General features: G+C 58.6%; 22 protein-coding genes and 1 tRNA gene. 12 read left to right on the forward strand and 11 right to left on the reverse strand.

Annotated features, from left to right (window positions below; translation table 11 throughout):
• Positions 1-56 precede the first annotated feature (56 nt).
• The gene (mazG, locus tag MWU53_RS03770; protein ID WP_247090653.1) at positions 57-884 is read right to left on the reverse strand and encodes a nucleoside triphosphate pyrophosphohydrolase; all 828 of its coding nucleotides are present in this window, start codon (positions 882-884) and stop codon (positions 57-59) included.
• 50 nt (positions 885-934) lie between these two features.
• On the opposite strand from mazG, the gene MWU53_RS03775 reads away from it, so the two are divergent.
• The 3 genes from MWU53_RS03775 (at position 935) to MWU53_RS03785 (ending at position 3,702) form a co-directional block, all read left to right on the forward strand.
• On the forward strand, positions 935-2,098 hold the full coding sequence (locus tag MWU53_RS03775) for a M20 aminoacylase family protein (RefSeq protein ID WP_247090654.1): 1,164 nt from the start codon (positions 935-937) through the stop codon (positions 2,096-2,098).
• Between the two features lie 67 nt (positions 2,099-2,165).
• On the forward strand, positions 2,166-3,128 hold the full coding sequence (gene speB / locus MWU53_RS03780) for an agmatinase (RefSeq protein ID WP_247090655.1): 963 nt from the start codon (positions 2,166-2,168) through the stop codon (positions 3,126-3,128).
• Between the two features lie 145 nt (positions 3,129-3,273).
• Positions 3,274-3,702 (forward strand): DUF1499 domain-containing protein, encoded by a 429-nt coding sequence (locus tag MWU53_RS03785; RefSeq protein ID WP_247090656.1) that lies wholly within the window; start codon positions 3,274-3,276, stop codon positions 3,700-3,702.
• On the opposite strand, the gene MWU53_RS03790 is transcribed toward MWU53_RS03785, so the two are convergent.
• The gene (locus MWU53_RS03790) at positions 3,634-3,930 is read right to left on the reverse strand and encodes a hypothetical protein (protein WP_247090657.1); all 297 of its coding nucleotides are present in this window, start codon (positions 3,928-3,930) and stop codon (positions 3,634-3,636) included. The two genes, MWU53_RS03785 and MWU53_RS03790, sit on opposite strands and share 69 nt — an antisense overlap.
• A 62-nt stretch (positions 3,931-3,992) precedes the next feature.
• On the opposite strand from MWU53_RS03790, the gene prfA reads away from it, so the two are divergent.
• From prfA to MWU53_RS03805, 3 genes are all read left to right on the forward strand, one after another.
• The gene (prfA, locus tag MWU53_RS03795) at positions 3,993-5,048 is read left to right on the forward strand and encodes a peptide chain release factor 1 (protein WP_247091737.1); all 1,056 of its coding nucleotides are present in this window, start codon (positions 3,993-3,995) and stop codon (positions 5,046-5,048) included.
• Positions 5,045-5,890, forward strand: coding sequence for a peptide chain release factor N(5)-glutamine methyltransferase (gene prmC, locus MWU53_RS03800; protein ID WP_247090659.1), 846 nt, complete (start codon positions 5,045-5,047; stop codon positions 5,888-5,890). The genes prfA and prmC overlap by 4 nt, the downstream gene beginning before the upstream one ends.
• 241 nt (positions 5,891-6,131) lie before the next feature.
• Positions 6,132-6,722 (forward strand): DUF4167 domain-containing protein, encoded by a 591-nt coding sequence (locus MWU53_RS03805; RefSeq protein WP_247090661.1) that lies wholly within the window; start codon positions 6,132-6,134, stop codon positions 6,720-6,722.
• Between the two features lie 66 nt (positions 6,723-6,788).
• Here the strand turns inward: MWU53_RS03805 and gpt are convergent, their stop codons facing one another.
• Both gpt and fabI read right to left on the reverse strand, forming a co-directional pair.
• On the reverse strand, positions 6,789-7,310 hold the full coding sequence (gpt, locus tag MWU53_RS03810; protein ID WP_247090663.1) for a xanthine phosphoribosyltransferase: 522 nt from the start codon (positions 7,308-7,310) through the stop codon (positions 6,789-6,791).
• Between the two features lie 12 nt (positions 7,311-7,322).
• Entirely contained in the window at positions 7,323-8,141 is an 819-nt protein-coding gene (fabI, locus tag MWU53_RS03815) for an enoyl-ACP reductase FabI (RefSeq protein ID WP_247090665.1), read from the reverse strand.
• A gap of 158 nt (positions 8,142-8,299) precedes the next feature.
• On the opposite strand from fabI, the gene pdxH reads away from it, so the two are divergent.
• The 5 genes from pdxH (at position 8,300) to MWU53_RS03840 (ending at position 14,614) form a co-directional block, all read left to right on the forward strand.
• On the forward strand, positions 8,300-8,905 hold the full coding sequence (gene pdxH, locus MWU53_RS03820) for a pyridoxamine 5'-phosphate oxidase (RefSeq protein WP_247090667.1): 606 nt from the start codon (positions 8,300-8,302) through the stop codon (positions 8,903-8,905).
• A gap of 114 nt (positions 8,906-9,019) precedes the next feature.
• Complete coding sequence (locus tag MWU53_RS03825) at positions 9,020-9,565, forward strand: cold shock protein (protein WP_247090669.1); 546 nt, start codon at positions 9,020-9,022, stop codon at positions 9,563-9,565.
• Positions 9,562-10,068: a DUF192 domain-containing protein gene (locus MWU53_RS03830; protein WP_348647022.1), complete on the forward strand. Its 507-nt coding sequence runs from the start codon at positions 9,562-9,564 to the stop codon at positions 10,066-10,068. Before MWU53_RS03825 ends, MWU53_RS03830 begins: the two co-directional genes overlap by 4 nt.
• Positions 10,069-10,140: 72 nt before the next feature.
• Positions 10,141-10,217 (forward strand) — tRNA-Pro (locus tag MWU53_RS03835).
• A 692-nt stretch (positions 10,218-10,909) separates the two neighbouring features.
• Positions 10,910-14,614: a vitamin B12-dependent ribonucleotide reductase gene (locus MWU53_RS03840; protein WP_247090671.1), complete on the forward strand. Its 3,705-nt coding sequence runs from the start codon at positions 10,910-10,912 to the stop codon at positions 14,612-14,614.
• Positions 14,615-14,905: 291 nt separating this feature from the next.
• On the opposite strand, the gene ilvN is transcribed toward MWU53_RS03840, so the two are convergent.
• The 6 genes from ilvN to MWU53_RS03870 form a co-directional block, all read right to left on the reverse strand.
• Entirely contained in the window at positions 14,906-15,466 is a 561-nt protein-coding gene (ilvN, locus tag MWU53_RS03845; RefSeq protein ID WP_247090673.1) for an acetolactate synthase small subunit, read from the reverse strand.
• A 13-nt stretch (positions 15,467-15,479) separates the two neighbouring features.
• A complete protein-coding gene (locus tag MWU53_RS03850; RefSeq protein WP_247090675.1) occupies positions 15,480-17,234 on the reverse strand; it encodes an acetolactate synthase 3 large subunit in 1,755 nt (584 codons plus the stop codon).
• Between the two features lie 392 nt (positions 17,235-17,626).
• A complete protein-coding gene (locus MWU53_RS03855; protein WP_247090677.1) occupies positions 17,627-18,484 on the reverse strand; it encodes an arginyltransferase in 858 nt (285 codons plus the stop codon).
• Positions 18,485-18,595: 111 nt separating this feature from the next.
• Complete coding sequence (locus MWU53_RS03860) at positions 18,596-19,081, reverse strand: RDD family protein (RefSeq protein ID WP_247090679.1); 486 nt, start codon at positions 19,079-19,081, stop codon at positions 18,596-18,598.
• A gap of 78 nt (positions 19,082-19,159) precedes the next feature.
• Complete coding sequence (locus tag MWU53_RS03865; RefSeq protein WP_247090681.1) at positions 19,160-19,681, reverse strand: DUF2852 domain-containing protein; 522 nt, start codon at positions 19,679-19,681, stop codon at positions 19,160-19,162.
• A gap of 189 nt (positions 19,682-19,870) precedes the next feature.
• Entirely contained in the window at positions 19,871-20,401 is a 531-nt protein-coding gene (locus MWU53_RS03870) for a cytochrome b/b6 domain-containing protein (RefSeq protein WP_247090683.1), read from the reverse strand.
• Positions 20,402-20,534: 133 nt separating this feature from the next.
• Here MWU53_RS03870 and MWU53_RS03875 point away from each other — a divergent pair, with 133 nt between their 5' ends.
• Entirely contained in the window at positions 20,535-21,014 is a 480-nt protein-coding gene (locus MWU53_RS03875; protein ID WP_247090685.1) for a MarR family transcriptional regulator, read from the forward strand.
• A gap of 3 nt (positions 21,015-21,017) precedes the next feature.
• On the opposite strand, the gene MWU53_RS03880 is transcribed toward MWU53_RS03875, so the two are convergent.
• A complete protein-coding gene (locus tag MWU53_RS03880; RefSeq protein WP_247090686.1) occupies positions 21,018-21,485 on the reverse strand; it encodes a YbaK/EbsC family protein in 468 nt (155 codons plus the stop codon).
• Positions 21,486-21,514: the final 29 nt, after the last annotated feature.

A 21,514-nucleotide genomic window follows, 5' to 3' on the forward strand; every position in this document is an offset into this window, starting at 1 on the left:
TGAGTCTTTCGCTTGGATCAATACCTGATTAAAATCATCGGGGAAAATGTCGCAGGTTACTGTGCGGCCCGTTCTGCAGCTTTCTCGGCCTCCCAAAATGAATCCATTTCTTCCAGATCGGAGTCTTCAGGGGTTTTGCCCATAGTGGCTAGTCTGCGCTCGATGCCTTTGAAGCGACGTTCGAACTTGGCGTTGGCGTGACGCAGCGCTTCCTCGGGCTCGACATTCAGATGACGGGCGAGGTTGGCCACGACGAACAGCAGATCCCCGATTTCTTCGCGAAGTTCGTCTTGTCCCAAAGTGTCTCGCGCCTCGGCGACTTCGCGGGCTTCTTCGGTGATCTTGTCCAGCACCATGCCGATCTCGGGCCAATCGAATCCCACCCTTGCGGCGCGTTTTTGTAGCTTCACCGCGCGCAGAAGGGCGGGCAGGCCAATGGCGACCCCATCCAAAACACCTTGCTGCGCCTTCGCGGCGCGTTCGGCCGCTTTGATGGTCTCCCAGTCGCGGGTCTGCTGTTCGGCCGACTTGTCGCGATTTTCGTCCCCGAACACGTGGGGATGCCGCGCGACCATCTTGTCCGACATCGTGTCGGCCACATCATCAAAGCTGAACAGGCCCTTCTCTTCGGCCATCTGGGCGTGGAAGACCGATTGGAATAGCAGATCGCCCAGCTCGCCCTTAAGCTCATCCCACGCTTCGCGTTCGATGGCATCGGCGACTTCGTACGCTTCCTCGATCGTGTAGGGCGCGATGGTGCGGAACTCCTGTTCGATATCCCACGGGCAGCCCGTTTCGGGATCGCGCAGACGGCGCATGATCTCGCGCAGGCGGTCCATGCCGCCATTTGGGTCGTGCACAAGCTGGTCGGACGATTTGGTCATTGCATTTGCCCCTTAATCAGGAAACCTTCAGCCCAATTCAGGAGGGCTCCATGGCTGTTATCAATCGTATCGCTGATTTTGACGAAGATATGAAGGGCTGGCGCCGGCATCTGCACCAGAACCCCGAGTTTGGGTTGGAGTGTCACCAGACAGCGGCCTTTGTCTGCGACCGCCTGCGCGAGTTCGGCGTGGATGAGATCCATCCGCAGATCGGTGTCTCGGGCGTTGTGGCGATTATCAACGGGCAGGGGAATGGGCCGACCATCGGGCTGCGCGCGGATATGGATGCGCTTCCGATGGACGAACTGACGGGGCTGGATCATGCCTCGCAGAATGAGGGGCTTATGCATGCCTGCGGTCATGATGGGCATACGACGATGCTGTTGGGTGCGGCGCGCTATCTGGCCGAGACACGGAACTTCCGGGGACGGGTCGCGCTGATCTTCCAGCCTGCCGAAGAGAACTTTGGCGGTGCGAAATACATGTGCGACGAGGGCATGATGGAGCGTTTTGATATCTCCGAGGTCTATGCCCTGCACACCATGCCAGGGGTCGAACTGGGCCGTTTTTTGACCACGCCTGGGCCCATTATGGCCGCGGTCGATACATTGCGCGTGACGGTCACGGGGGTTGGCGGGCACGCTGCCTATCCGCATGAATGTGTGGACCCGATCCCGGCGATGGTCGCAATGGTGCAGGCGCTTCAGACCATTGTCAGCCGAAACCTACGTCCGCTGGACGAACTGGTCGTTTCGGTGACCGAAATTCACGCGGGATCGGCGGACAATATCGTGCCGGAAAGCGGGTGGTTCGGGGCCACGATCCGGTCCTTCACGCCCGAGGTGCGCAAGATGGTCGAAACCCGGATTCGCGAGATCCTGGAAGGGCACGCGTCCAGCTTTGGCGTGACCGTCGATATTGATTACGAACTCGGATACCCTCCGACGATCAACACGGCGGACGAAGTGTCCAAGGCCGTCAGCGCGGCGCGCGAAATTTCGGGCGAAGAGCGTGTTGCGGACGATCAGGGGCGCGAGATGGGCGCCGAGGATTTTGCCTATATGCTGGAAAAGCGCCCCGGCGCTTATCTGTTCCTGGGGCAAGGCGAGGGGCCGGGGCTGCACCACCCGAAGTTCGACTTCAATGACGAGGTCGCGGCCTTTGGTTCCAGCTTTTTTGCCCGTCTGATCGAGCGGCTCAATCCCATCGTGTGAAATATGATCAAATTACTGGCGTCGTGCTGAAACCTGTGCTAGGGATCCTTCAAACAAGGAGGTCAAAATGGCATTGGAAGACGCCGCCGAACAGGTGGATACCGCGATCACGCGCGAAGGATTTAAAGGGCTTTCCTTTGAAAACACCTTTGGGGGTGTGCGGTCGTTCCTGCGTCGAACCTACACCAAGGACCTGTCCGACGTAGACATCGCCGTTACAGGGATACCATTTGATCAAGCGGTGACAAACCGCCCCGGAACGCGCCTTGGCCCGCGCGCCATTCGCGATGCATCGAGCCTTCAATCGCCTGATCCCGCCTATGGCTGGGGCTTCGATGTTCTGTCTGAATTTGCGGTCGCGGATTACGGTGATCTGGCCTTTGATTATGCCCGTATCGACCAGTTTCCGGCGGTGCTTGAGGCACATATTACCTCGATCCTTGATCAGGATGCGGCCTGCCTGACGCTGGGGGGGGACCACTACATCACTTTCCCGATTCTGCGGGCGCATGTGAAGAAACACGGGCCGCTCAGCCTGCTGCAATTCGACGCGCATACGGACACGTGGCCGGATGATGACATGAGCCGCGTGGACCACGGCACCATGTTCTATAAGGCGGTGAAAGAGGGGCTGATTGACCCCAGTCGCTCGGTTCAGGTTGGGATCCGGACCACCAACGAAGATACGTTGGGCGTGAACATCATCGACGCGCGCGAGGTGCATGAAACGGGTCCCGCCGCCGTGGTCGAAAAGATCAAGTCCATTCTGGGCGACAACAAGACCTATCTGACCTTCGATATCGACGGTCTGGACCCGGCCTTTGCCCCCGGAACTGGGACGCCGGTTTGGGGTGGTTTGACCTCGGGCCAAGCGTCGATCATCCTGCGCGATTTGGCTGGAATCAACGTCGTTGGCGGGGATGTGGTCGAGGTGTCGCCTCCGTTCGACACGACAGGCGCCACCGCGATTGCCGGCGCGCATATCGCGATGGAGATCTTGAACCTCTGGGCGTACACTCGGCGCAGATAGGCTTTTCTTCAAAGGGATATCAGGCATTGCCCGGATCGGCCCAACCGGTTTGGGCGTGCTGTAGTTGACGCAATGTCATACTGATCCGGGGGCTGTTCAGGCGCGTACCAGACCTATATCTGGCCGACACCGCCGAGGAGCCCCCATGAAGCTGATCTTGATCCTAATCGCCGCCCCCACAATCCTTGCCGGGGCGCTTGCCATCTATGCGCGCCTGATACCGATTGAGGCAGACCGGTTTACCTCTACTCCCGGTCCCGATGCGGCTGGCGTTCACCGGATGTCTGGCGGGGCGAAATATGTGCTGCCTCTGTCAGATCTTCCCAAAGATGCGCTGGCAAAGCTTCTGGATATCGTGCGCCAGACGCCGCGCACCACCGAGGTCGCCACGGGTCATGGCAACAGCTTTGTCACCCGCTCGCGCGGCTTTGGCTTTCCCGATGTCACACGAATTTGGTTGGAAGACGGCAACCTGCACATCCACGCGCATCTGGTGATTGGGAAATCAGATCTTGGAGTCAATGGCGACCGGATCGGGCAATGGAACGAAGCGCTGCGGGGTTCCCTGCGCTGAAACACAGCCTTCACCCGTTTCACGCCACATTGGGACGTTCAGGCTCATCTCGCAGCGGGCCATGAAGGCGCGTCCATTGACGAACAGGCAAATCGACTGGCCCAACTCGACCCGGCCACCTGTGCTGTCGGTGCAGTAGCAATCAATCACGTTGCCTCCGGGCCCGGTCACATCTGCATGGATCGGGGTCGCCATCACCGCCAGAAGAAGTGCGAAACGATAGGTCATGGGCGCAGTCTAGCATGCCCGCGCCCCTTGACCAAACCCCCGTAATCATAGACACCATCCCCATGGTTCCTATGGAAAAACTCAACGCGATCACTGAGCGCTTTCAGTACCTTGAAGCCCGCATGGCCGAAGGCGTGTCGGGGGACGAGATTGCTGCGCTCGGGCGCGAATATGCCGAACTGAAGCCAGTGGTGGATGAAATCGCCAGCTATCAGCGACTTCTGGACGACATCGCCGAGGCCGAGCTGATGATGGACGATCCCGACATGCGGGAATTGGCCGAGGAAGAGCTGCCCGCCCTGCGCGAACGCCTGCCCGAGATGGAGCAATCCATGCGTCTGGCGCTCTTGCCCAAGGACGCGGCAGATGCGCGCCCCGCGATGATCGAAATCCGCCCCGGTACGGGCGGGGACGAGGCGGCTTTGTTCGCCGGAGACCTTCTGCGGATGTATCAGCGCTATGCGGAATCGCGCGGCTGGAGCTTTGATATCGTTGAGCAAAGCCTGTCCGAGCTTGGCGGCATCAAGGAAGTCACCGTCCATGTAAAAGGCGAGGGCGTCTTTGCGCGGTTGAAGTACGAAAGCGGCGTGCACCGTGTGCAGCGCGTGCCGGAAACGGAAAGCGGCGGGCGGATCCATACATCGGCTGCGACCGTGGCGGTGCTGCCGGAAGCCGAGGATGTGGACATCCAGATTGAACCCGGTGATTTGCGGATCGACACGATGCGCGCATCGGGGTCTGGCGGTCAGCACGTGAATACAACGGATTCGGCGGTGCGCATTACCCACCTGCCGACGGGGATCATGGTGGTCAGTTCCGAGAAGTCGCAGCACCGCAACCGCGAGATCGCAATGCAGGTTCTGAAGACGCGGCTCTATGATTTGGAACGCCAGCGGGTCGATAGCGAACGCGCGGCGGATCGGAAGTCTCAGGTCGGATCGGGGGATCGCTCGGAACGGATCCGCACCTATAACTTCCCGCAAGGCCGCATGACCGATCACCGCATCAACCTGACGCTTTACAAGCTGGATCAGATCATGGGCGGCGATCTGGACGAGATCGTGGACGCGTTGACTGCAGAAGCCCAAGCAGCACAGCTTGCGGATCTGGACGCGTGACGACGGGGGCGATTTTGCTGGTCGGGGCTGTGGCGCGGTTGCGCGACGCGGGGATCGACGACCCGGCCCGGGACGCGCGCATCCTTTTGGCCCATGCCTTGGGGGTGGATCGCAGCCGACTAACTTTGATGATGCATGACGACGTGGCTTTGGGGCAGGCAGATGCGTTCGAACGGGCCATCGAGGCCCGTGTCGCCCGCCAGCCCGTCGCCCAAATCGTCGGTCAGCGCGCGTTCTACGGGCGCGATTTCATTGTGACGTCCGACGTGCTGGACCCGCGCCCGGACACTGAACTTTTGGTCGATCTGGCCCTGTCTGCGCCGTTTAAGACGGTCCTGGATCTGGGCACGGGGTCAGGCTGTATCCTGTTGTCTTTGCTGGCAGAGCGTCCTGAAGTCAGGGGGCAGGGGGTGGACCTGTCCGCGAAGGCGCTGGCTGTCGCACGCCGCAACGCCGCGCAGCTGGGTGTGCAGGCTCGTGTCTCGTTTCATGAGGGCAGTTGGTTTGCCCCTGTCGGTGCCGCGAGGTTTGACCTGATCGTATCGAATCCCCCCTACATCACCCAAGATGAAATGAGCGCGCTTTCCCCTGAAGTGCGCGAGTGGGAACCCCATATGGCCCTGACCCCCGGTGGTGACGGGCTGGACGCCTACCGGATCATTGCCCAAGCAGCGCCCGCACATCTTGCCCCGGGTGGTCGCCTGTTGCTTGAGATCGGGCATCTACAGGCCAGCGACGTGATGGACTTGTGTCGTGCCGCCGGGTTTTCGACCGTCGCTGTGCATCAGGATTTGGCGGGAAAGGATCGCGTTGTGGCGGCCTCGGGGGTGTCGGGGGAATAACCTTCAGTCTGTGTCCTAAATCCCGATAGTTGACGCAAAATACCGCCAAATCGGGCAAAAATTCCACTTGGGGCTTGTGTTTTTCCGGGCCACATGGTTAGCAAGAGTATCAGCGCCGCAGTCCACTTGGACCGCCGCTGGGAACAAGCCCTAAAAATCGGATCATCCGGCTGCCACGCAGTCAGTGACCGAGACAACAGCGCGGCAAATGCCGCACCTGTGCTGAGACCGGATACTTTATATGAGATCGTCGAAATCACGTTCGCGCAACAAGTCGAACCGCAACCGGAACAATCCGGGTAACATCATCAACCGCGTGTTTGATAGCTCGGGCCCTGAGGGGAAGGTGCGCGGGACGCCACAGCAGATTATCGACAAATACAACCAGTTGACGCGCGACGCGTTCCTGTCGAACGACCGAGTTGCTGGTGAAAACTTCCAACAGCATGCCGAGCACTACACCCGCCTTCTGGGCGAGGCGCAGCGCGAGATTGATGCGCGTCGTCAGCAGGCTGAACAGCAAAACCGCGAACGCCAGCAGCGTGATAAAGACACCCGCAGCGAGCGTGCCGACACACAGACCAATGCTGGCGCTGATCAGCCCGTACCAGGTGAGGGCGATCAGCCCGATCTGGCGACAGCTCCGCAGCCTAATATCGCCGAGGACGGTGACACTGGTCTGGTCGAAACGCCGGAAAGCAAACCGCGACGTCAGTCGACACGCGCCCGTAAACCGCGCAAGCCGGCCCTCAAGGACGAAGCTCAGTCGTCCGAGGCCACACCAGCTGCCGCACCCGAGGTAACTGATCCTTCAGGCGAAGCTGCCGAGTAACATGCCACATAGCTGGCAATAAAAAACCCCGGCTCGGCCGGGGTTTTTTGTTTGTACCAGAATGGTTTAGTCTGTTCCGCGATAAGGCTCTACATATTGCAGGGCCATGTCCCAGGGGAAGAAAATCCAAGTGTCCTGGCTGACTTCCGTTATGAACGTGTCTACCTGCGGACGGCCCTTGGGCTTCGCGTAAACCGTCGCAAAATGCGCCTTGGGGTACATCTGGCGGACCAGTTCCAACGTTTTGCCGCTATCGACCAGATCGTCGATGATCAGCACACCTTCTCCGTCGCCCATCAGCGTGGCATCCGGAGATTTCAGCACCTGGGCCTCACTCTGTTGGTCAGCCTTGCCGCCGCCTGCGTGATAGGATTTGACGCTGATCGTATCAACGGTACGAATGTCCAGTTCGCGGCTGACGATCATCGCCGGGGCCATACCGCCACGGGTGATCGCGACAACGGCGCGCCATGCACCATCGTCCGGGCCTTGTCCGTCAAGACGCCATGCCAGCGCGCGGCTATCGCGGTGGATCTGATCCCAGCTGATGTGGAAGCCTTTTTCGTGCGGAAGACGATGATCGCTCATGACATGCGTTCCTTATTTGCGACCGGTGGTCACGTCGATGTCTGGTGCGTCGACGGCTTTCATGCCGACCACGTGATAGCCAGCGTCCACGTGATGGGTTTCGCCGGTCACGCCAGACCCCAGATCCGACAGCAGATACAGCGCCGAATTGCCAACATCGTCGATCGACACATTGCGCCGCAGGGGCGAGTTCAGCTCGTTCCATTTCAGGATATAACGGAAATCCCCAATGCCTGATGCTGCCAGCGTCTTGATCGGTCCTGCGGAAATCGAGTTCACGCGGATGCCGTCCTTGCCCAGATCCTCGGCCAGATAGCGCACCGACGCTTCCAGTGCAGCTTTGGCCACGCCCATGACGTTATAGTGCGGCATGACCTGCTCGGCACCATAATAGGTCAGGGTCAGCATCGAGCCACCGTCGGTCATCAGATCGGCCGCGCGACGCGCAACAGCAGTGAAGCTGTAAACCGAGATGTCCATGGTCATACGGAAGTTTTCCGGGCTGGTGTCGACATAACGGCCGCGAAGCTCGTTTTTGTCTGAGAAACCAATGGCGTGAACGATGAAGTCCAGCTTGCCCCATTTCTTCTCCAGCTCGGCGAACAATGCGTCAATCGACGCCTGATCAGCCACATCGCACTCCAGAACAATGTCCGAACCAAGCTGGTCTGCAAGCGGTCCAACCCGCTTCTTCAGAGCCTCACCTTGATAGGAAAAGGCAAGCTCGGCGCCGGCGTCGGCACAGGCCTTCGCAATTCCCCATGCAATGGATTTATCATTTGCGAGCCCCATGATCAGGCCACGCTTTCCCTTCATCAATTCGGTCGACATAAATATTCCTCGTCCCGCGATACTGCGTTAAGACCGTTTATGCGATTGACGGTACGTCTTCAAGTCCGGCATGGCGCTATGTGCTTGTGAAATGGCGGGATTTGGCCAAGGTGTCTTGGGGGTTCATGTGATGATGAGCCGAGTGAGAAGGAAAGCAAATGTCTGAACGTGACGGAATTTTTGCAGGCGACGACCCGTTTGTCATAGCGCGGAACTGGTTGGCCGAAGCCGAAAAAAATGAATTGAACGATCCGAACGCAATCGCGCTTTCCACGGTCGATGCAGATGGTTTGCCCAATGCGCGCATGGTGCTTTTGAAAGACATCGAAGATGACGCGTTCGTTTTCTACACGAATTATGGCTCGGTCAAAGCACAGGAAATCGAACAGGCCAGGAAGGCGGCGTTCGTGATGCATTGGAAAAGCCTCAGGCGCCAAATTCGCGTGCGCGGGACCGTGACACGCGAAGAAGGCGTGCAGGCGGATAATTACTTTGCGTCCCGATCATTGAAGAGCAAACTTGGTGCTTGGGCGTCTCGGCAAAGCCAGCCATTGTCTTCGCGGGCCAGTTTGATGGCTAAGGTCGCCAAGGTGACAGCGCAGCACGGGCCGACCCCGCAACGCCCAGAGTTTTGGGGGGGGTATCGTATCCAGCCAAGCGAAATCGAATTCTGGGCGGATGGGGCATTCAGGTTGCATGACCGTTTCCGCTGGACGCGCTCTGAGCAGGATCAGAACTGGAAGATTGAGCGGCTGAATCCTTGAAAATCTTGCCGCTTTTGGCCTTTACCTATCCAAAAATACAGGGTTGCGGGGCTTGCGTCGCCCCTGCAAACGCCCCAATAGTAAATTTGGGGATGAAATGTGCTAGAGGTTGATATGTCGCAGATGAGTGATGCCCGAGCGCCAGAGGTGGTGCAAGGGCAGGTCAAATGGTTCGATCCGAACAAGGGGTTCGGGTTTGTGGTTGCGAACGAAGGTGGGGCGGATATTCTGTTGCACGCCAATGTGTTGCGCAATTTTGGCCAAAGCTCTGTCGCCGATGGTTCTAGCATTGAAATCACCGTCCAGGCCACGGATCGTGGCTTCCAGGCCATCAGCGTGCTGTCGATCGTGCCCCCGGAAGGGGATGACCTCCATCAGTTGGAAGAGATCGTCGAAGGGCTGGTTGATCCCGACAGCATCGGAGATATGGAGCCTGCCCGCGTGAAATGGTTCGACAAGGCCAAGGGTTTTGGGTTCGCCAATGCCTTTGGCAGTACCGAAGACATTTTCGTGCATATCGAGGTTCTGCGCCGGTCGGGTCTTGCTGATCTCCAGCCCGGGGAAGCGATCAGCATACGCGCAGCCGATGGCAAGCGCGGCAAGATGGCCGTTTCTGTTCATGCATGGGACGCGGCTGTCGACGACGGGTCCGCATCGTGAAACGCGCTTTGCGCGCGGGGGTAATATCCTGGTGCGCAGGTCTTTCCGCGGTCCTGAGTGCAGGGTGGGCAGAGGCCTCGGACTGCCAGTTTGACCGCATCTCCATTCGCGGTGATTGGGGGCAAGCTGCCTTCACGATCGAGGTTGCAGACGACCCGAATGAGCGCGCCCAAGGGTTGATGTTTCGCGAAACGCTGCCCTCTACCCACGGGATGCTATTCCTTTTCGAAAAGCCGCAGCCCGTGAGCTTCTGGATGAAGAACACTCTGATCCCGCTCGATATGATTTTTATTCGGCCTGATGGTTCCGTGGCCCGGATCCACCGGAATGCGATCCCCCATGACACAACCCTGATCGACGGAGGGCAGGGCGTTAGTGCTGTGCTAGAGGTAAATGGGGGTCTGACAGGGCGTTTTGGGATCACCGTCGGAAGCGAGCTGCAGCATCCCGCCTTTGACCAGAGTGCGGCTGTATGGCCATGCAATACACCTGCTACGGATTAATCGACCTACATTTCATTTTGTGCGGTTTTCTCTCTTTTCATTGCCGAGACACATCGGTAAGGAAGAGGCGTTCGGGGCGTAGCGCAGTCTGGTAGCGCACCTGTTTTGGGTACAGGGGGTCGCAAGTTCGAATCTTGCCGTCCCGACCACTCTTCTTCAAAAGAGTTCGTCGTTTGAGATCTCCGCATGGCGGAGGATGCCACCAGATATGGTGGTCTCTTTGTGAACGCACCCCCGGCGTCATTCCCTCAGATCGCAAACGATGGTGCCTGCAAGTGAGTCGGATTTCGCCGGACGTTGGCGACCAGAACGCATAGAATCGACGCCTGTGTTGCGAAACAGCACGATGCTGTGTCGCAGAAACGAAACCTGCCTAAATTTTACGCTATGGCTTGTGGTGAAACGCATCACTTCAAGCGACATATTGTGTTCGATCCGTAAGCGGGCCAATTTGCTAGCAAAATAAGGATACCCCCTAAGGTTGTATTAACTGAGAATCAATCATTGGTCATTTCGGTCGGCTGGCGACCACCTGCGTCAACAGAAAAGAGTTGGGGATATCTTTGAAATTCTCGTTGACGGTATAGGGCGGACTACGCCAGATTGTGGGTGCTAGTCGAAAGGGCCACAATATATAGTGGCTCGCGGTTGGTAGGGTGAAACAGGGGACCAAGCTTCGATTTTGAAGTCTCAAGGGTGCGTCACGTAAAGGGTGTGCGGCGCTCGGCGGTATTCCTGTGTCCTATCTTCAGCCACTCGACTAGCACGAATTTGATGGAAGAGGGCAGATCCCTAGCGCTGACGGGCCGCAGGGAACGACTAAGGGACAGGACAGGGCACAATGAAGATTGAACGCAAATTCACAAAATCGGGGCAGGGCGCGTATTCTGATTTGGATTTCACAAACACAACGTCTGAAATTCGCAATCCGGATGGCACTATCGTTTTCAAACTAGACGACTGCGAAATCCCGACAAGCTGGAGCCAGGTGGCGTCCGATGTGATCGCGCAGAAATACTTCCGTAAGGCAGGTGTCCCGGTTGTCCTGAAGAAGGTCAAGGAAAAGGGGGTTCCCGAATTCCTCTGGCGCTCGGTTCCCGATGAAAAGGCGATGGAAGACCTGCCCGAAGGCGAACGCTTCGGAGGCGAGACCTCGGCCAAGCAGGTGTTCAACCGTTTGGCAGGCGCATGGGCCTATTGGGGCTGGAAGGGTGGTTACTTCACCACCGAGGAAGACGCCCGCGCCTATTTCGATGAAATGCGTCACATGCTGGCCAGCCAGCGCGCCGCGCCAAACAGCCCCCAATGGTTCAACACCGGTCTGCATTGGGCCTATGGCATCGATGGTCCGGCGCAGGGCCACTATTATGTCGACCACAAGACCCGCAAGCTGACCCGCTCGAAATCCAGCTATGAGCATCCCCAGCCGCATGCATGTTTCATTCAGTCGATTGGTGACGATCTGGTTGGCGATGGCGGCATCATGGACCTGTGGGTCCGCGAGGCGCGCCTGTTCAAATATGGCTCGGGCACCGGCACCAACTTCTCGTCCCTGCGGGCGGCGGACGAGCCGCTGTCGGGCGGTGGCAAATCCTCGGGCCTGATGGGCTTTTTGAAAATCGGTGACCGTGCTGCGGGCGCGATCAAGTCGGGCGGCACCACCCGTCGCGCGGCCAAGATGGTGATTGTTGACGCCGACCACCCGGATATCGAGGAATACATCAACTGGAAGGTCAAGGAAGAGCAGAAAGTGGCCAGCTTGGTCGCGGGCTCGAAGATGCATGAAGAGCATCTGAACCACATCTTTGCGGCCATCCGTGCCTGGGACGGCAAAGCAGAAGATGCCTATGATCCCAAAACCAACGACACGCTGAAAGATGCCATCCGCGCCGCGAAAAAGGTCGCGATCCCCGAGGCGTATGTCAAACGCGTGCTGGATTACGCCAAGCAGGGTTTTGGCTCGATCGAGTTCCCGACCTATGACACCGATTGGGACAGCGAGGCCTACGCCACCGTCTCCGGCCAGAACTCGAACAACTCGGTTCGCGTCACCGACAGCTTCCTGAAAGCGGTTGAAGCCGACGCCGATTGGGAGTTGATCCGTCGCACCGACGGATCGGTCGCCAAGACGATCAAGGCGCGCGACCTGTGGGAGCAGATCGGCCACGCCGCGTGGTCCTGTGCCGACCCCGGCATCCAGTATCACGACACGGTCAACGCGTGGCACACCTGCCCGGAAGACGGTGCGATCCGCGGCTCGAACCCATGCTCGGAATACATGTTCCTGGACGACACCGCATGTAACCTGGCCTCGATGAACCTACTGACCTTCCTGAAGGATGGCGTGTTCCAGGCCGAAGACTACATGCACGCCACGCGTCTGTGGACCATCACGCTGGAAATCTCGGTCATGATGGCGCAGTTCCCGTCGAAAGAGATCGCGGAATTGTCCTATGTTTTCCGTACCTTGGGTCTGGGCTATGCCAATATTGGCGGGCTTCTGATGAACATGGGCTATGGCTATGACAGTGACGAAGGGCGTGCGCTCTGTGGCGCGCTGACCGCGATTATGACCGGCGTGGCCTATGCGACCTCGGCCGAGATCGCAGGCGAACTGGGCGCCTTTGAAGGCTACGAGCGCAATAAAGACCACATGCTGCGCGTCATCCAGAACCACCGCAACGCGGCCTATGGCGCCAGCGAAGGTTATCAGGATCTGGCTGTGAAGCCGGTTCCGCTGGATCTGAAAAACTGCCCCGACGGCAAGCTGGTCGATCTGGCCATGGGCGCGTGGGACGAAGCTTATGCGCTGGGTGAAAAGCACGGCTATCGCAACGCACAGGTCTCGGTGATTGCCCCGACCGGCACCATTGGTCTGGTGATGGATTGCGACACCACGGGGATCGAGCCGGACTTTGCGCTGGTGAAGTTCAAGAAGCTGGCCGGCGGCGGTTACTTCAAGATCATCAACCGCTCGGTGCCTGCTGCGCTTGAAAAGCTGGGCTATGACAGCGCGCAGATCGAAGAGATCATCGCCTATGCGGTCGGTCACGGTACCATGGGCAACGCGCCTGCGATCAACCACACCACGCTGATCGGTCACGGCTTTAGCCAGAACGAGATCGAGAAGATCGAGGCAGCCTTGCCGTCCGCTTTCGATATCCGTTTTGTCTTCAACCAGTGGACGCTGGGCGAGGAGTTCTGCACCAACGTTCTGGGCATCCCGGCTGAGAAGCTGAACGACCCCGAGTTCAACCTGCTGCGTCACTTGGGCTTCACCCGCAAGGACATCGAAGCCGCGAACGACCACGTTCTGGGCACGATGACGCTGGAAGGCGCGCCGTTCCTGAAGGAAGAGCACTATAACGTCTTCGATTGCGCCAACCCGTGCGGCAAGAAAGGCAAGCGTTTCTTGTCGGTGGATAGCCACATTTACATGATGGCCGCGGCGCAGTCGTTCATTTCGGGTGCGATCTCGAAAACGATCAACATGCCGAATGATGCAACGATCGAGGACTGCCAGAAGGCCTATGAACTCAGCTGGTCGCTGGGTGTAAAGGCCAATGCGCTTTACCGTGACGGCTCGAAACTGAGCCAGCCCTTGGCTGCGGCTCTGGTCGAGGATGATGAAGAGGCAGAAGAAATTCTGGCATCGGGATCACCCCACGAGAAAGCCGTGACACTGGCCGAAAAGATCATCGAGAAAGTGGTGATCAAAGAGGTCGCACGCGGACGCGAGAAGCTGCCCGAACGCCGCAAGGGCTATACGCAGAAAGCCATCGTCGGTGGGCACAAAGTGTATCTGCGCACCGGCGAATACGAAGACGGCAATCTGGGCGAGATCTTCATCGACATGCACAAGGAAGGCGCTGGCTTCCGGGCGATGATGAACAACTTCGCCATCGCTGTATCCGTCGGGCTGCAATACGGTGTGCCGCTGGAAGAGTTCGTGGACGCCTTCACCTTCACCAAGTTCGAACCGGCAGGCATGGTTCAGGGCAACGACTCGATCAAGAACGCGACGTCGATCCTGGACTACATCTTCCGCGAACTGGCCGTGTCCTATCTGGACCGCACCGATCTGGCGCATGTGAAACCGCAGGGTGCCAGCTTCGATGACCTTGGTCGTGGCGAGGAAGAGGGCGTGTCAAACGTACAGGAACCGTCCGAGAGCGCTGCCACCAAGTCCTTGGAAGTGCTGAAACAAATCAGCTCGACCGGCTATCTGCGCAAGCGTCTGCCGCAGGAACTGGTGGTGCTGCGGGGCGGCATGGAAGCCGGCGGAACAGCCTTGACCGGTACCGATCCTATCGGCGCGCTGAACACGTTGGTGCCCGAAACGGCGGGTGAAACCGCTGTGGTCGAAATGTCGGTGACCGAGGCGACGGTCTCGACCGGGACGGTGAACACCATCGATGCCCGCACCAAGGCCAAGATGCAGGGCTACGAAGGGGATCCCTGTGGCGAGTGCGGAAACTACACGCTGGTGCGCAACGGCACCTGCATGAAGTGCAACACCTGCGGCTCGACCACGGGCTGCAGCTAACGGTTTCGTTCGGGCCGCTGTGTCCCAAGTGGCGGCCCGGGCAAGGTTAGGGTGGGTGCGGGGGATGCCCGCCATCCTAACATGGGGCAGGTGCGCTTGCCCCCGACACAGGTAGGGCCGCAGGCAAACAATCTGAGCGGTACCAATGATGAGCCCTATCAGTGAAACTGGGGTGCCCGGCGGGCACCCCGTTTTTCTTTTTGGACATATGAGTTAGGCTGGCGCATCGCCAATAAAAAACGCCCGGCCGCCGGGGCAGCCGGGCGTTTCAAATCTTGTCGGGCGCTTTGCTTATGCGCCTCGGGGCAGGGCAGCCACACCCGTACGGGCCAATTCGCTAAGACCCAGAGGGCGCATCAGCTCGGCAAAGGCGTCGATTTTCTCGGTCGTGCCGGTGATCTCGAACACAAAGCTGTCCAGCGTGCTGTCCACAACATTGGCGCGGAAGATGTCAGCCAGACGCAGCGCCTCGACGCGTTTGTCGCCTGCGCCTTCGACCTTCAGCAGTGCCAGCTCACGCTCAACTGCCGGACCTTCAACGGTCAGGTCATGCACTTCGTGCACCGGAACGATGCGGCCCAGCTGTGCCTTGATCTGCTCGATCACGGCAGGCGTGCCGGTGGTCACGATGGTGATGCGCGACAGGTGACCTTCGTGGTCAACCTCGGCCACGGTCAGGCTTTCGATGTTATATCCACGGCCCGAGAACAAACCGATTACGCGCGCCAGAACACCGGCTTCGTTGTCCACCACGCAGGCCAGCGTGTGACGCTCGATGATGTCCGAGTTGGGGTCGCGAAGGTCATAGGCCGACTTGCGGGAAGAGCCTTTTTTAATTTTTAGTGCAGACATTTAGAGGCCCTCCTTAAACCAGTGTTGCGCCAGCGGCACCGATGACGCCTTGCGTCTCGGCCTCGCCCATCAGCATGTCATTATGCGGTGCGCCCGACGGGATCATCGGGAAACAGTTGGCGTGTTTCTCGACCAGCACGTCCAGAATGAACGGGCCATCATAATCCAGCATTTCCTGAATCGCATCGTCCAGCTCGGCCGGGTCAGACACCTGACGGCCCTTGCAGCCAAACGCATCGGCCAGCTTCACGAAGTCTGGCAGGCTTTCCGACCAGCTGTGCGAATAGCGCTCGCCGTGCAGCAGCTCTTGCCACTGGCGCACCATGCCCAGACGTTCGTTGTTCAGGATGAACTGCTTGATCGGCGCGCGGAACTGCACTGCCGTTCCCATTTCCTGCATGTTCATCAGCCACGAGGCGTCACCTGCCACGTTGATCACGCAGGCGTCGGGATGCGCGATCTGGGCGCCCAGCGAGGCCGGCAGGCCATAGCCCATCGTGCCCAAGCCCCCCGAAGTCAGCCAGCGGTTCGGATCCTCGAAGCCCAGGAACTGGGCAGCCCACATCTGGTGCTGACCCACTTCGGTCGCAACATAGCGGTCCTTATCTTTGGTCAGCGCTTCCAGTCGCTCCAGCGCATGCTGAGGCTGAATGACGTTATCGGTTCTCTGATACGAGAGGCAGCGACGCTCTTTCCATTCTGCGATCTGATCCGTCCATTTGCCCAGACCGACCTTATTGGTCTTGCGGCCGCGGGCTTTCCAGACTTTCAGCAAGTCTTCCAGAACGTGGCCGACATCGCCAACGATCGGCAGGTCGACATGCACCACCTTGTTGATCGAGCTGGGATCGATATCGATATGCGCCTTTTTCGACTTCGGGCTGAACGCATCAAGGCGGCCGGTGATCCGGTCATCGAAACGCGCGCCAACGCAGATCATCAGATCACAGCCATGCATCGCCATGTTGGCCTCGTACAGACCGTGCATGCCCAGCATGCCCAGCCAGTGTTCGCCCGAGGCAGGGTAGGCACCAAGCCCCATCAGGGTCGAGGTGATCGGGAAGCCCGTATCATCCACCAGTTCACGCAGAAGCTGGCTGGCCGCGGGCCCCGAGTTGATCACGCCGCCACCGGTATAGAAGATCGGACGCTCGGCGGTTTCCATTAGCTCGGCCAGTTCGGTGATCGCGTCGATGTCGCCACGGACCTGCGGCTGGTAATGGCCGGTTTCGGTTTTGGCGGGCGGCGTATAGTCGCCCGTGGCGAACTGAACGTCTTTCGGAATGTCGATCAGCGTCGGCCCCGGACGGCCCGAGGTCGCCACGTGGAACGCCTGGTGGATGGTCTCGGACAGTTTATCGGTCTCTTTTACCAGCCAGTTATGCTTGGTGCAGGGGCGGGTGATGCCCACAGTGTCGGCTTCCTGGAAACCATCTGTACCGATCATGAAGGTCGGAACCTGGCCGGTCAGAACAACGAGCGGGATCGAGTCCAGCAACGCGTCGGTCAGGCCAGTTACGGCGTTCGTCGCGCCGGGGCCCGAGGTGACCAGAACAACACCTGGCTTGCCGGTCGCACGTGCATAGCCTTCGGCGGCGTGTACGGCGCCCTGTTCGTGACGCACGAGGATGTGCCGGATATCATTCTGCTGAAAAATCTCGTCATAAATCGGTAGGACGGCGCCCCCCGGATATCCGAATACTGTGTCCACACCCTGATCCTTCAGGGCTTGAACTACCATTTTCGCTCCGGTCATCTGACGTGCCATCTTCTTCTCCGTTTCACGTACGCTTCTCACAAAAAAGCCCCCGATCTTCTCGGGGGCGCATGGGGTTCCATTATGGTTCCGTTACCGGCCCATGCGCCAATTTCCAACAAGTACTAGGACGCTGCGCATTGCAGTTTTCCCGTGTTCCTGCCCAAGGGGATCCTTGAAGGCTTCTTCAATATGTGCGCGGGACATTATGAGGGGTGGACGGGGGCGTCAACAGCGAAAGCGCGTAGAAAATGTCGCAGAAGCGAATTTTTTGTAATTTTCGGTCTTTTTGATGTGGTCTGGGCGCAATTTATGGAAATTCAGGCCGCGTGAGCCCGGTTTTTTCCTAATTTTACGGCCGAGTTTTGTGCAGTCGCAGCAAATCACCGGGCTTTCATGCCTAATCAGGCCTCGCGGTGCACCTTGCTAGCCGTGTCTGGCAGCGTAATGCTGGCGACCTGTTCCGCGATCGGATCGGTGGACAGGGGGTGCAGCTCGGCCGAGTAATCTTCGTCCGTGATCAGCGGTGTCCAGTGATTATCGCGGTAGATCTCGATGGACGAGAACGTAGCTTTATAATCCATCTTCGGGCTGCCTGGCACCCAATAGCCCAGATAGATATACGGAAGACCGGCCTCGCGTGCGATGTCGATGTGATCGAGGATCATATAGGTGCCAAGGGATTTGCGGTGCCAGTCGGGATCGTAGAAGGAATAGACCATCGACAACCCGTCTTCGAGCACATCGGTCAGGCAGACCGCGCGCAAAGGACCATTGGCGTCATCCCCCGGATGCTGGTCCGGGCCGCGTTCGGCATACTCAATGACGCGACTTTTGATCGGGGTTTCTTCGATCATCGCGGCGAATTCGAACACATCCATATCCGCCATGCCGCCTTCAGCGTGGCGGGTGTCCAGATAGCGGCGGAAAAGCTCGTACTGATCTTCGCTGGCCCACGGCGCGCGGGCGCGGCGTTCAAGGATCGCGTTGCGCTTGGCCGTACGGCGCTGGCTTTTGCTGGGTTGGAAATCAGCCACCCTGATGCGGGCAGACAAACAGGCCGAGCATTCGGCGCAGGAGGGACGATAGAGGACGTTTTGCGACCGACGGAACCCTTGCTTGGATAAGGTGTCGTTCAGCGTTTCCGCATGCTCACCCTGAAGGGCCGTGAACAGTTTGCGCTCCATGCGCCCATCCAGATAGGGGCATTCCTGCGGAGCAGTCACGTAGAACTGAGGGGCAAGCGGAAGTGTATGGCGCATGGTATCTCGAAATCATGTCAAATCGGAACGAGCCTAACGCGACCATGCGGTTTCGGGCAAGCCCCCGTTACCTGTCAGGGTAAACGGGGGCTTTTTTCGCGTAATCTGACCTTAGCGGCGTTCGGATGCCCGGTTTATGGCTGCCGTGCCCAGCACCATGTCCACAAGGCCTTGGCCGCGTGCGGTGGTAAACATCATCACGATCGAGATCATCTGCAAGATAAAGGTCGACATGGACAGGTAATAGCCCAGCGTGTGCAGCGCTGCCGTCTGGCGGTCAAAGCGTTGGCCATCATGGCGGCGCAGCTCGATTGCGGTCAGGCGCATCCCGAGGGTCGCGGACTTATTGGTCAGTGTGGTCATCCGATAAACAAAACCAACCGCCAGATAAACAAGTCCCGACAGGAAGAATCCGATCCCAAAGGTCAAAAGCCCGATGCAAAAGAAGATCCCGACAATCAGCACCACGTCGATGAACCACGCCAGCAGGCGCTTCAGCGTTACGTCCTGATAGAACTCGGCCTGGGTGTCCGGGTCCGGCAAGCCCCAAAGGCCTGCGCCGTTGGGATTGCTGCGATGGTCATTTGAATGGGTCATTTGGGTCGAGGATCTCGTTTCGGTCAAAGGGAACCCGGCCCTGATAGGGCCGGGCGAAACAGTAAACTTGGGATCAGTTTACTTCTTTTTGCGCTTGGGTTCATCCAGGATTTCAACATCCTCGGCGATGTCTTCGGCATCCTCGTCAAAATCGTGCTCGTCGATATGCGAGTTGCGGGCGGCCTCGGCGCGTTCGTCCATGAACTGGTCGAACTCGGACTTGTCCTTCGCGGCGCGCAGACGTTCAAGGAAGGCTTCAAAGGCTTCCTGCTCGCTCATCAGGCGGCGCAGGGTGTCGGCCTTGTACGCATCAAATGCGGTGTTGCCCGAGCTTGCAAAACCGTGGCGGTGCGACATGTGACGGTCCTGCCAGGTCTGGCTGTTATGGCCGTGACGGTGAGAACAGGATTTCGAAAACATGCGTTTGCTCCAGATCATATATGCAAGAAGGGCCAGGCCGACGGGCCAGAAGAAGATGAAACTGACGACCATGGCGGCGATCCAAGCGCCTTTGCCACGTGCGTCCAGCCACGCCTCGGCGCGAGAAAACCAACCACGGGCGGCGGTTTCGTAATGGGTCGTGTGGGCGGCGGTGTTCATTGCGGTCTCCATCGTGCTGACTGTGTGTTGTGTTGAATGTGAATGTCTTTCACATGACTAAGATGTGGGGGTTTCGGCTTCAGGTTCAAGAAGAAATGTGAAAGTATTTTACATTATCTCGTTAGGGCGCTGAATATTAACGAAAAAAGCCGCCATATTTGGCGGCTTTTCGTGGGGCTTTGGGTGGAATTAGCTACGGGATCCGAACCACATACGGCTGATTAGCCCGTCTTTTAGCGTGAACTGGTGGTAAGCCCAGCCCGCGATGTGGGCCAAAATCGTAAGCATCAACAGTTTTGACAGAACACCATGGGCCGTACGCGGCACGAGGTGATCAAAGCTTTCAGGCAGAGGGGCATCAGAGCCGAAGAACACGATGTCGGGCAGGCCTGAGCCGATCGAGATGCCAATGCCGCTGGCGACCATCAGGAAGATCAGGATGTAGAGCACCCAATGGGCTGCGGAACCGGCGAGGTTCAGAACCCCGTTTCCGGTATCGGCTTTCGGCGGATGCGTGCTGCGCAGGCGGGTGACCAGGCGCAGGATCATCAGAAAGCCGACGGTGATGCCGATCAACATGTGGCCGCGGAGGCTGAACATTTTATCCGGGTGGTCATTCGGCAGGGCCGCAAGAACATTCGATCCCATGACAAGGGCAACAATGATCATCAGGGCAAGAAGCCAGTGCAGGGCGACAAGGAGGGGGTGATAGCGTTTCATGGTGTTTCTCACTCGCTGGGTATTTCAGTCACAATATTTGCAATTGCAAGTATTGCAAGTGGAAAGTTGCAGTTGCAAGTATTGTCACGTATGTTGTGGCCAAATGCCGCGATAAATCGACCGAGATGTGACCATGAACAAACCCGACACCGTGCAGCGGGCTCTGTGTGACCAAGCGCAGCAGACGCGCACGACCAGCGCAGGATGGATGTTGCAGCGCTTGGCCTGCATGACCGAAACCCAGATGCAGGCGCGCCTGAAAGCCCACGGGCTGAAGATGGATCACTTCATTGTTCTGATGGCGCTGACCGAAAAAGAGGGCGCCAGCCAGACCGAAATTGGCGAGGGATTGCGGATCGCGGGCTATACGGTCTCGCGGGCGCTGGATGCGCTGGAGAAACAAGATTTGGTCGCACGCAGGCAGGATGAACAGTCGCGACGTACCCATCGTGTGTATCTGACGGAAGAGGGCCGGGCGCTGATGCCCAGTATCTTCGGGATCATCGGTGAGCAGAACAAAGAGATGCTGGACCAACTGTCCCCAGAAGATCAGCGCGAGTTCCTTCGGTTGCTGACGCTTCTGACGCGGGCAGCCGGGTCCGGCTGCGGCTGACGCTCAGGTGAAATCACCCGGCAGAGCCCCACAAACGCGGATCAAATCGCGGGGAGCAGCCGGGAAAACGTGCCGCGGGGTGCCAGCGGCGGCCCAGACCTCGTCAAACTCCAGAAGACGCGCGTCGTAAAAGGCGCGGACCGGGCTGGTCATCCCGACCGGGGACACGCCCCCGATGGCAAACCCGGTCTCGGCGCGGATCAATTTGGCGTCCGCCTTGCCCAGAGGTTCTCCTGCCAAGGCCGAGGCTTTGTCCGCGTCGACCTGATTTCCCCCAGCGGTTAGAAACAGAATCACATGACCTGAGGTTTCGCCGCGAAAGATGATCGACTTGGCGATCTGGTCGATCTGGCAGGCGCAAGCGCGGGCGGCATCTGCAGCGGTACGGGTGCCCTCGGACATCTCGATCACCTTTGCGTCGATGCCTGCCTTTTCCAGCGCGGTTCTGACCCGTTTCAGGCTTTTGGACATGCTATTTCCTGTCGTCTGCGGTTCCTCTG

This window comes from Aliiroseovarius sp. S1123 (assembly GCF_023015885.1).
GTDB lineage: Bacteria > Pseudomonadota > Alphaproteobacteria > Rhodobacterales > Rhodobacteraceae > Aliiroseovarius.

What these genes read in the sequence shown, in the direction of transcription:
- mazG (WP_247090653.1), bottom strand. Translation starts at nt 884, where the DNA reads ATGACCAAATCGTCCGACCAGCTTGTGCACGACCCAAATGGCGGCATG.
- MWU53_RS03775 (WP_247090654.1), top strand. Translation starts at nt 935, where the DNA reads ATGGCTGTTATCAATCGTATCGCTGATTTTGACGAAGATATGAAGGGC.
- speB (WP_247090655.1), top strand. Translation starts at nt 2,166, where the DNA reads ATGGCATTGGAAGACGCCGCCGAACAGGTGGATACCGCGATCACGCGC.
- MWU53_RS03785 (WP_247090656.1), top strand. Translation starts at nt 3,274, where the DNA reads ATGAAGCTGATCTTGATCCTAATCGCCGCCCCCACAATCCTTGCCGGG.
- MWU53_RS03790 (WP_247090657.1), bottom strand. Translation starts at nt 3,930, where the DNA reads ATGACCTATCGTTTCGCACTTCTTCTGGCGGTGATGGCGACCCCGATC.
- prfA (WP_247091737.1), top strand. Translation starts at nt 3,993, where the DNA reads ATGGTTCCTATGGAAAAACTCAACGCGATCACTGAGCGCTTTCAGTAC.
- MWU53_RS03805 (WP_247090661.1), top strand. Translation starts at nt 6,132, where the DNA reads ATGAGATCGTCGAAATCACGTTCGCGCAACAAGTCGAACCGCAACCGG.
- gpt (WP_247090663.1), bottom strand. Translation starts at nt 7,310, where the DNA reads ATGAGCGATCATCGTCTTCCGCACGAAAAAGGCTTCCACATCAGCTGG.
- fabI (WP_247090665.1), bottom strand. Translation starts at nt 8,141, where the DNA reads ATGTCGACCGAATTGATGAAGGGAAAGCGTGGCCTGATCATGGGGCTC.
- pdxH (WP_247090667.1), top strand. Translation starts at nt 8,300, where the DNA reads ATGTCTGAACGTGACGGAATTTTTGCAGGCGACGACCCGTTTGTCATA.
- MWU53_RS03825 (WP_247090669.1), top strand. Translation starts at nt 9,020, where the DNA reads ATGTCGCAGATGAGTGATGCCCGAGCGCCAGAGGTGGTGCAAGGGCAG.
- MWU53_RS03840 (WP_247090671.1), top strand. Translation starts at nt 10,910, where the DNA reads ATGAAGATTGAACGCAAATTCACAAAATCGGGGCAGGGCGCGTATTCT.
- ilvN (WP_247090673.1), bottom strand. Translation starts at nt 15,466, where the DNA reads ATGTCTGCACTAAAAATTAAAAAAGGCTCTTCCCGCAAGTCGGCCTAT.
- MWU53_RS03850 (WP_247090675.1), bottom strand. Translation starts at nt 17,234, where the DNA reads ATGGCACGTCAGATGACCGGAGCGAAAATGGTAGTTCAAGCCCTGAAG.
- MWU53_RS03855 (WP_247090677.1), bottom strand. Translation starts at nt 18,484, where the DNA reads ATGCGCCATACACTTCCGCTTGCCCCTCAGTTCTACGTGACTGCTCCG.
- MWU53_RS03860 (WP_247090679.1), bottom strand. Translation starts at nt 19,081, where the DNA reads ATGACCCATTCAAATGACCATCGCAGCAATCCCAACGGCGCAGGCCTT.
- MWU53_RS03865 (WP_247090681.1), bottom strand. Translation starts at nt 19,681, where the DNA reads ATGAACACCGCCGCCCACACGACCCATTACGAAACCGCCGCCCGTGGT.
- MWU53_RS03870 (WP_247090683.1), bottom strand. Translation starts at nt 20,401, where the DNA reads ATGAAACGCTATCACCCCCTCCTTGTCGCCCTGCACTGGCTTCTTGCC.
- MWU53_RS03875 (WP_247090685.1), top strand. Translation starts at nt 20,535, where the DNA reads ATGAACAAACCCGACACCGTGCAGCGGGCTCTGTGTGACCAAGCGCAG.
- MWU53_RS03880 (WP_247090686.1), bottom strand. Translation starts at nt 21,485, where the DNA reads ATGTCCAAAAGCCTGAAACGGGTCAGAACCGCGCTGGAAAAGGCAGGC.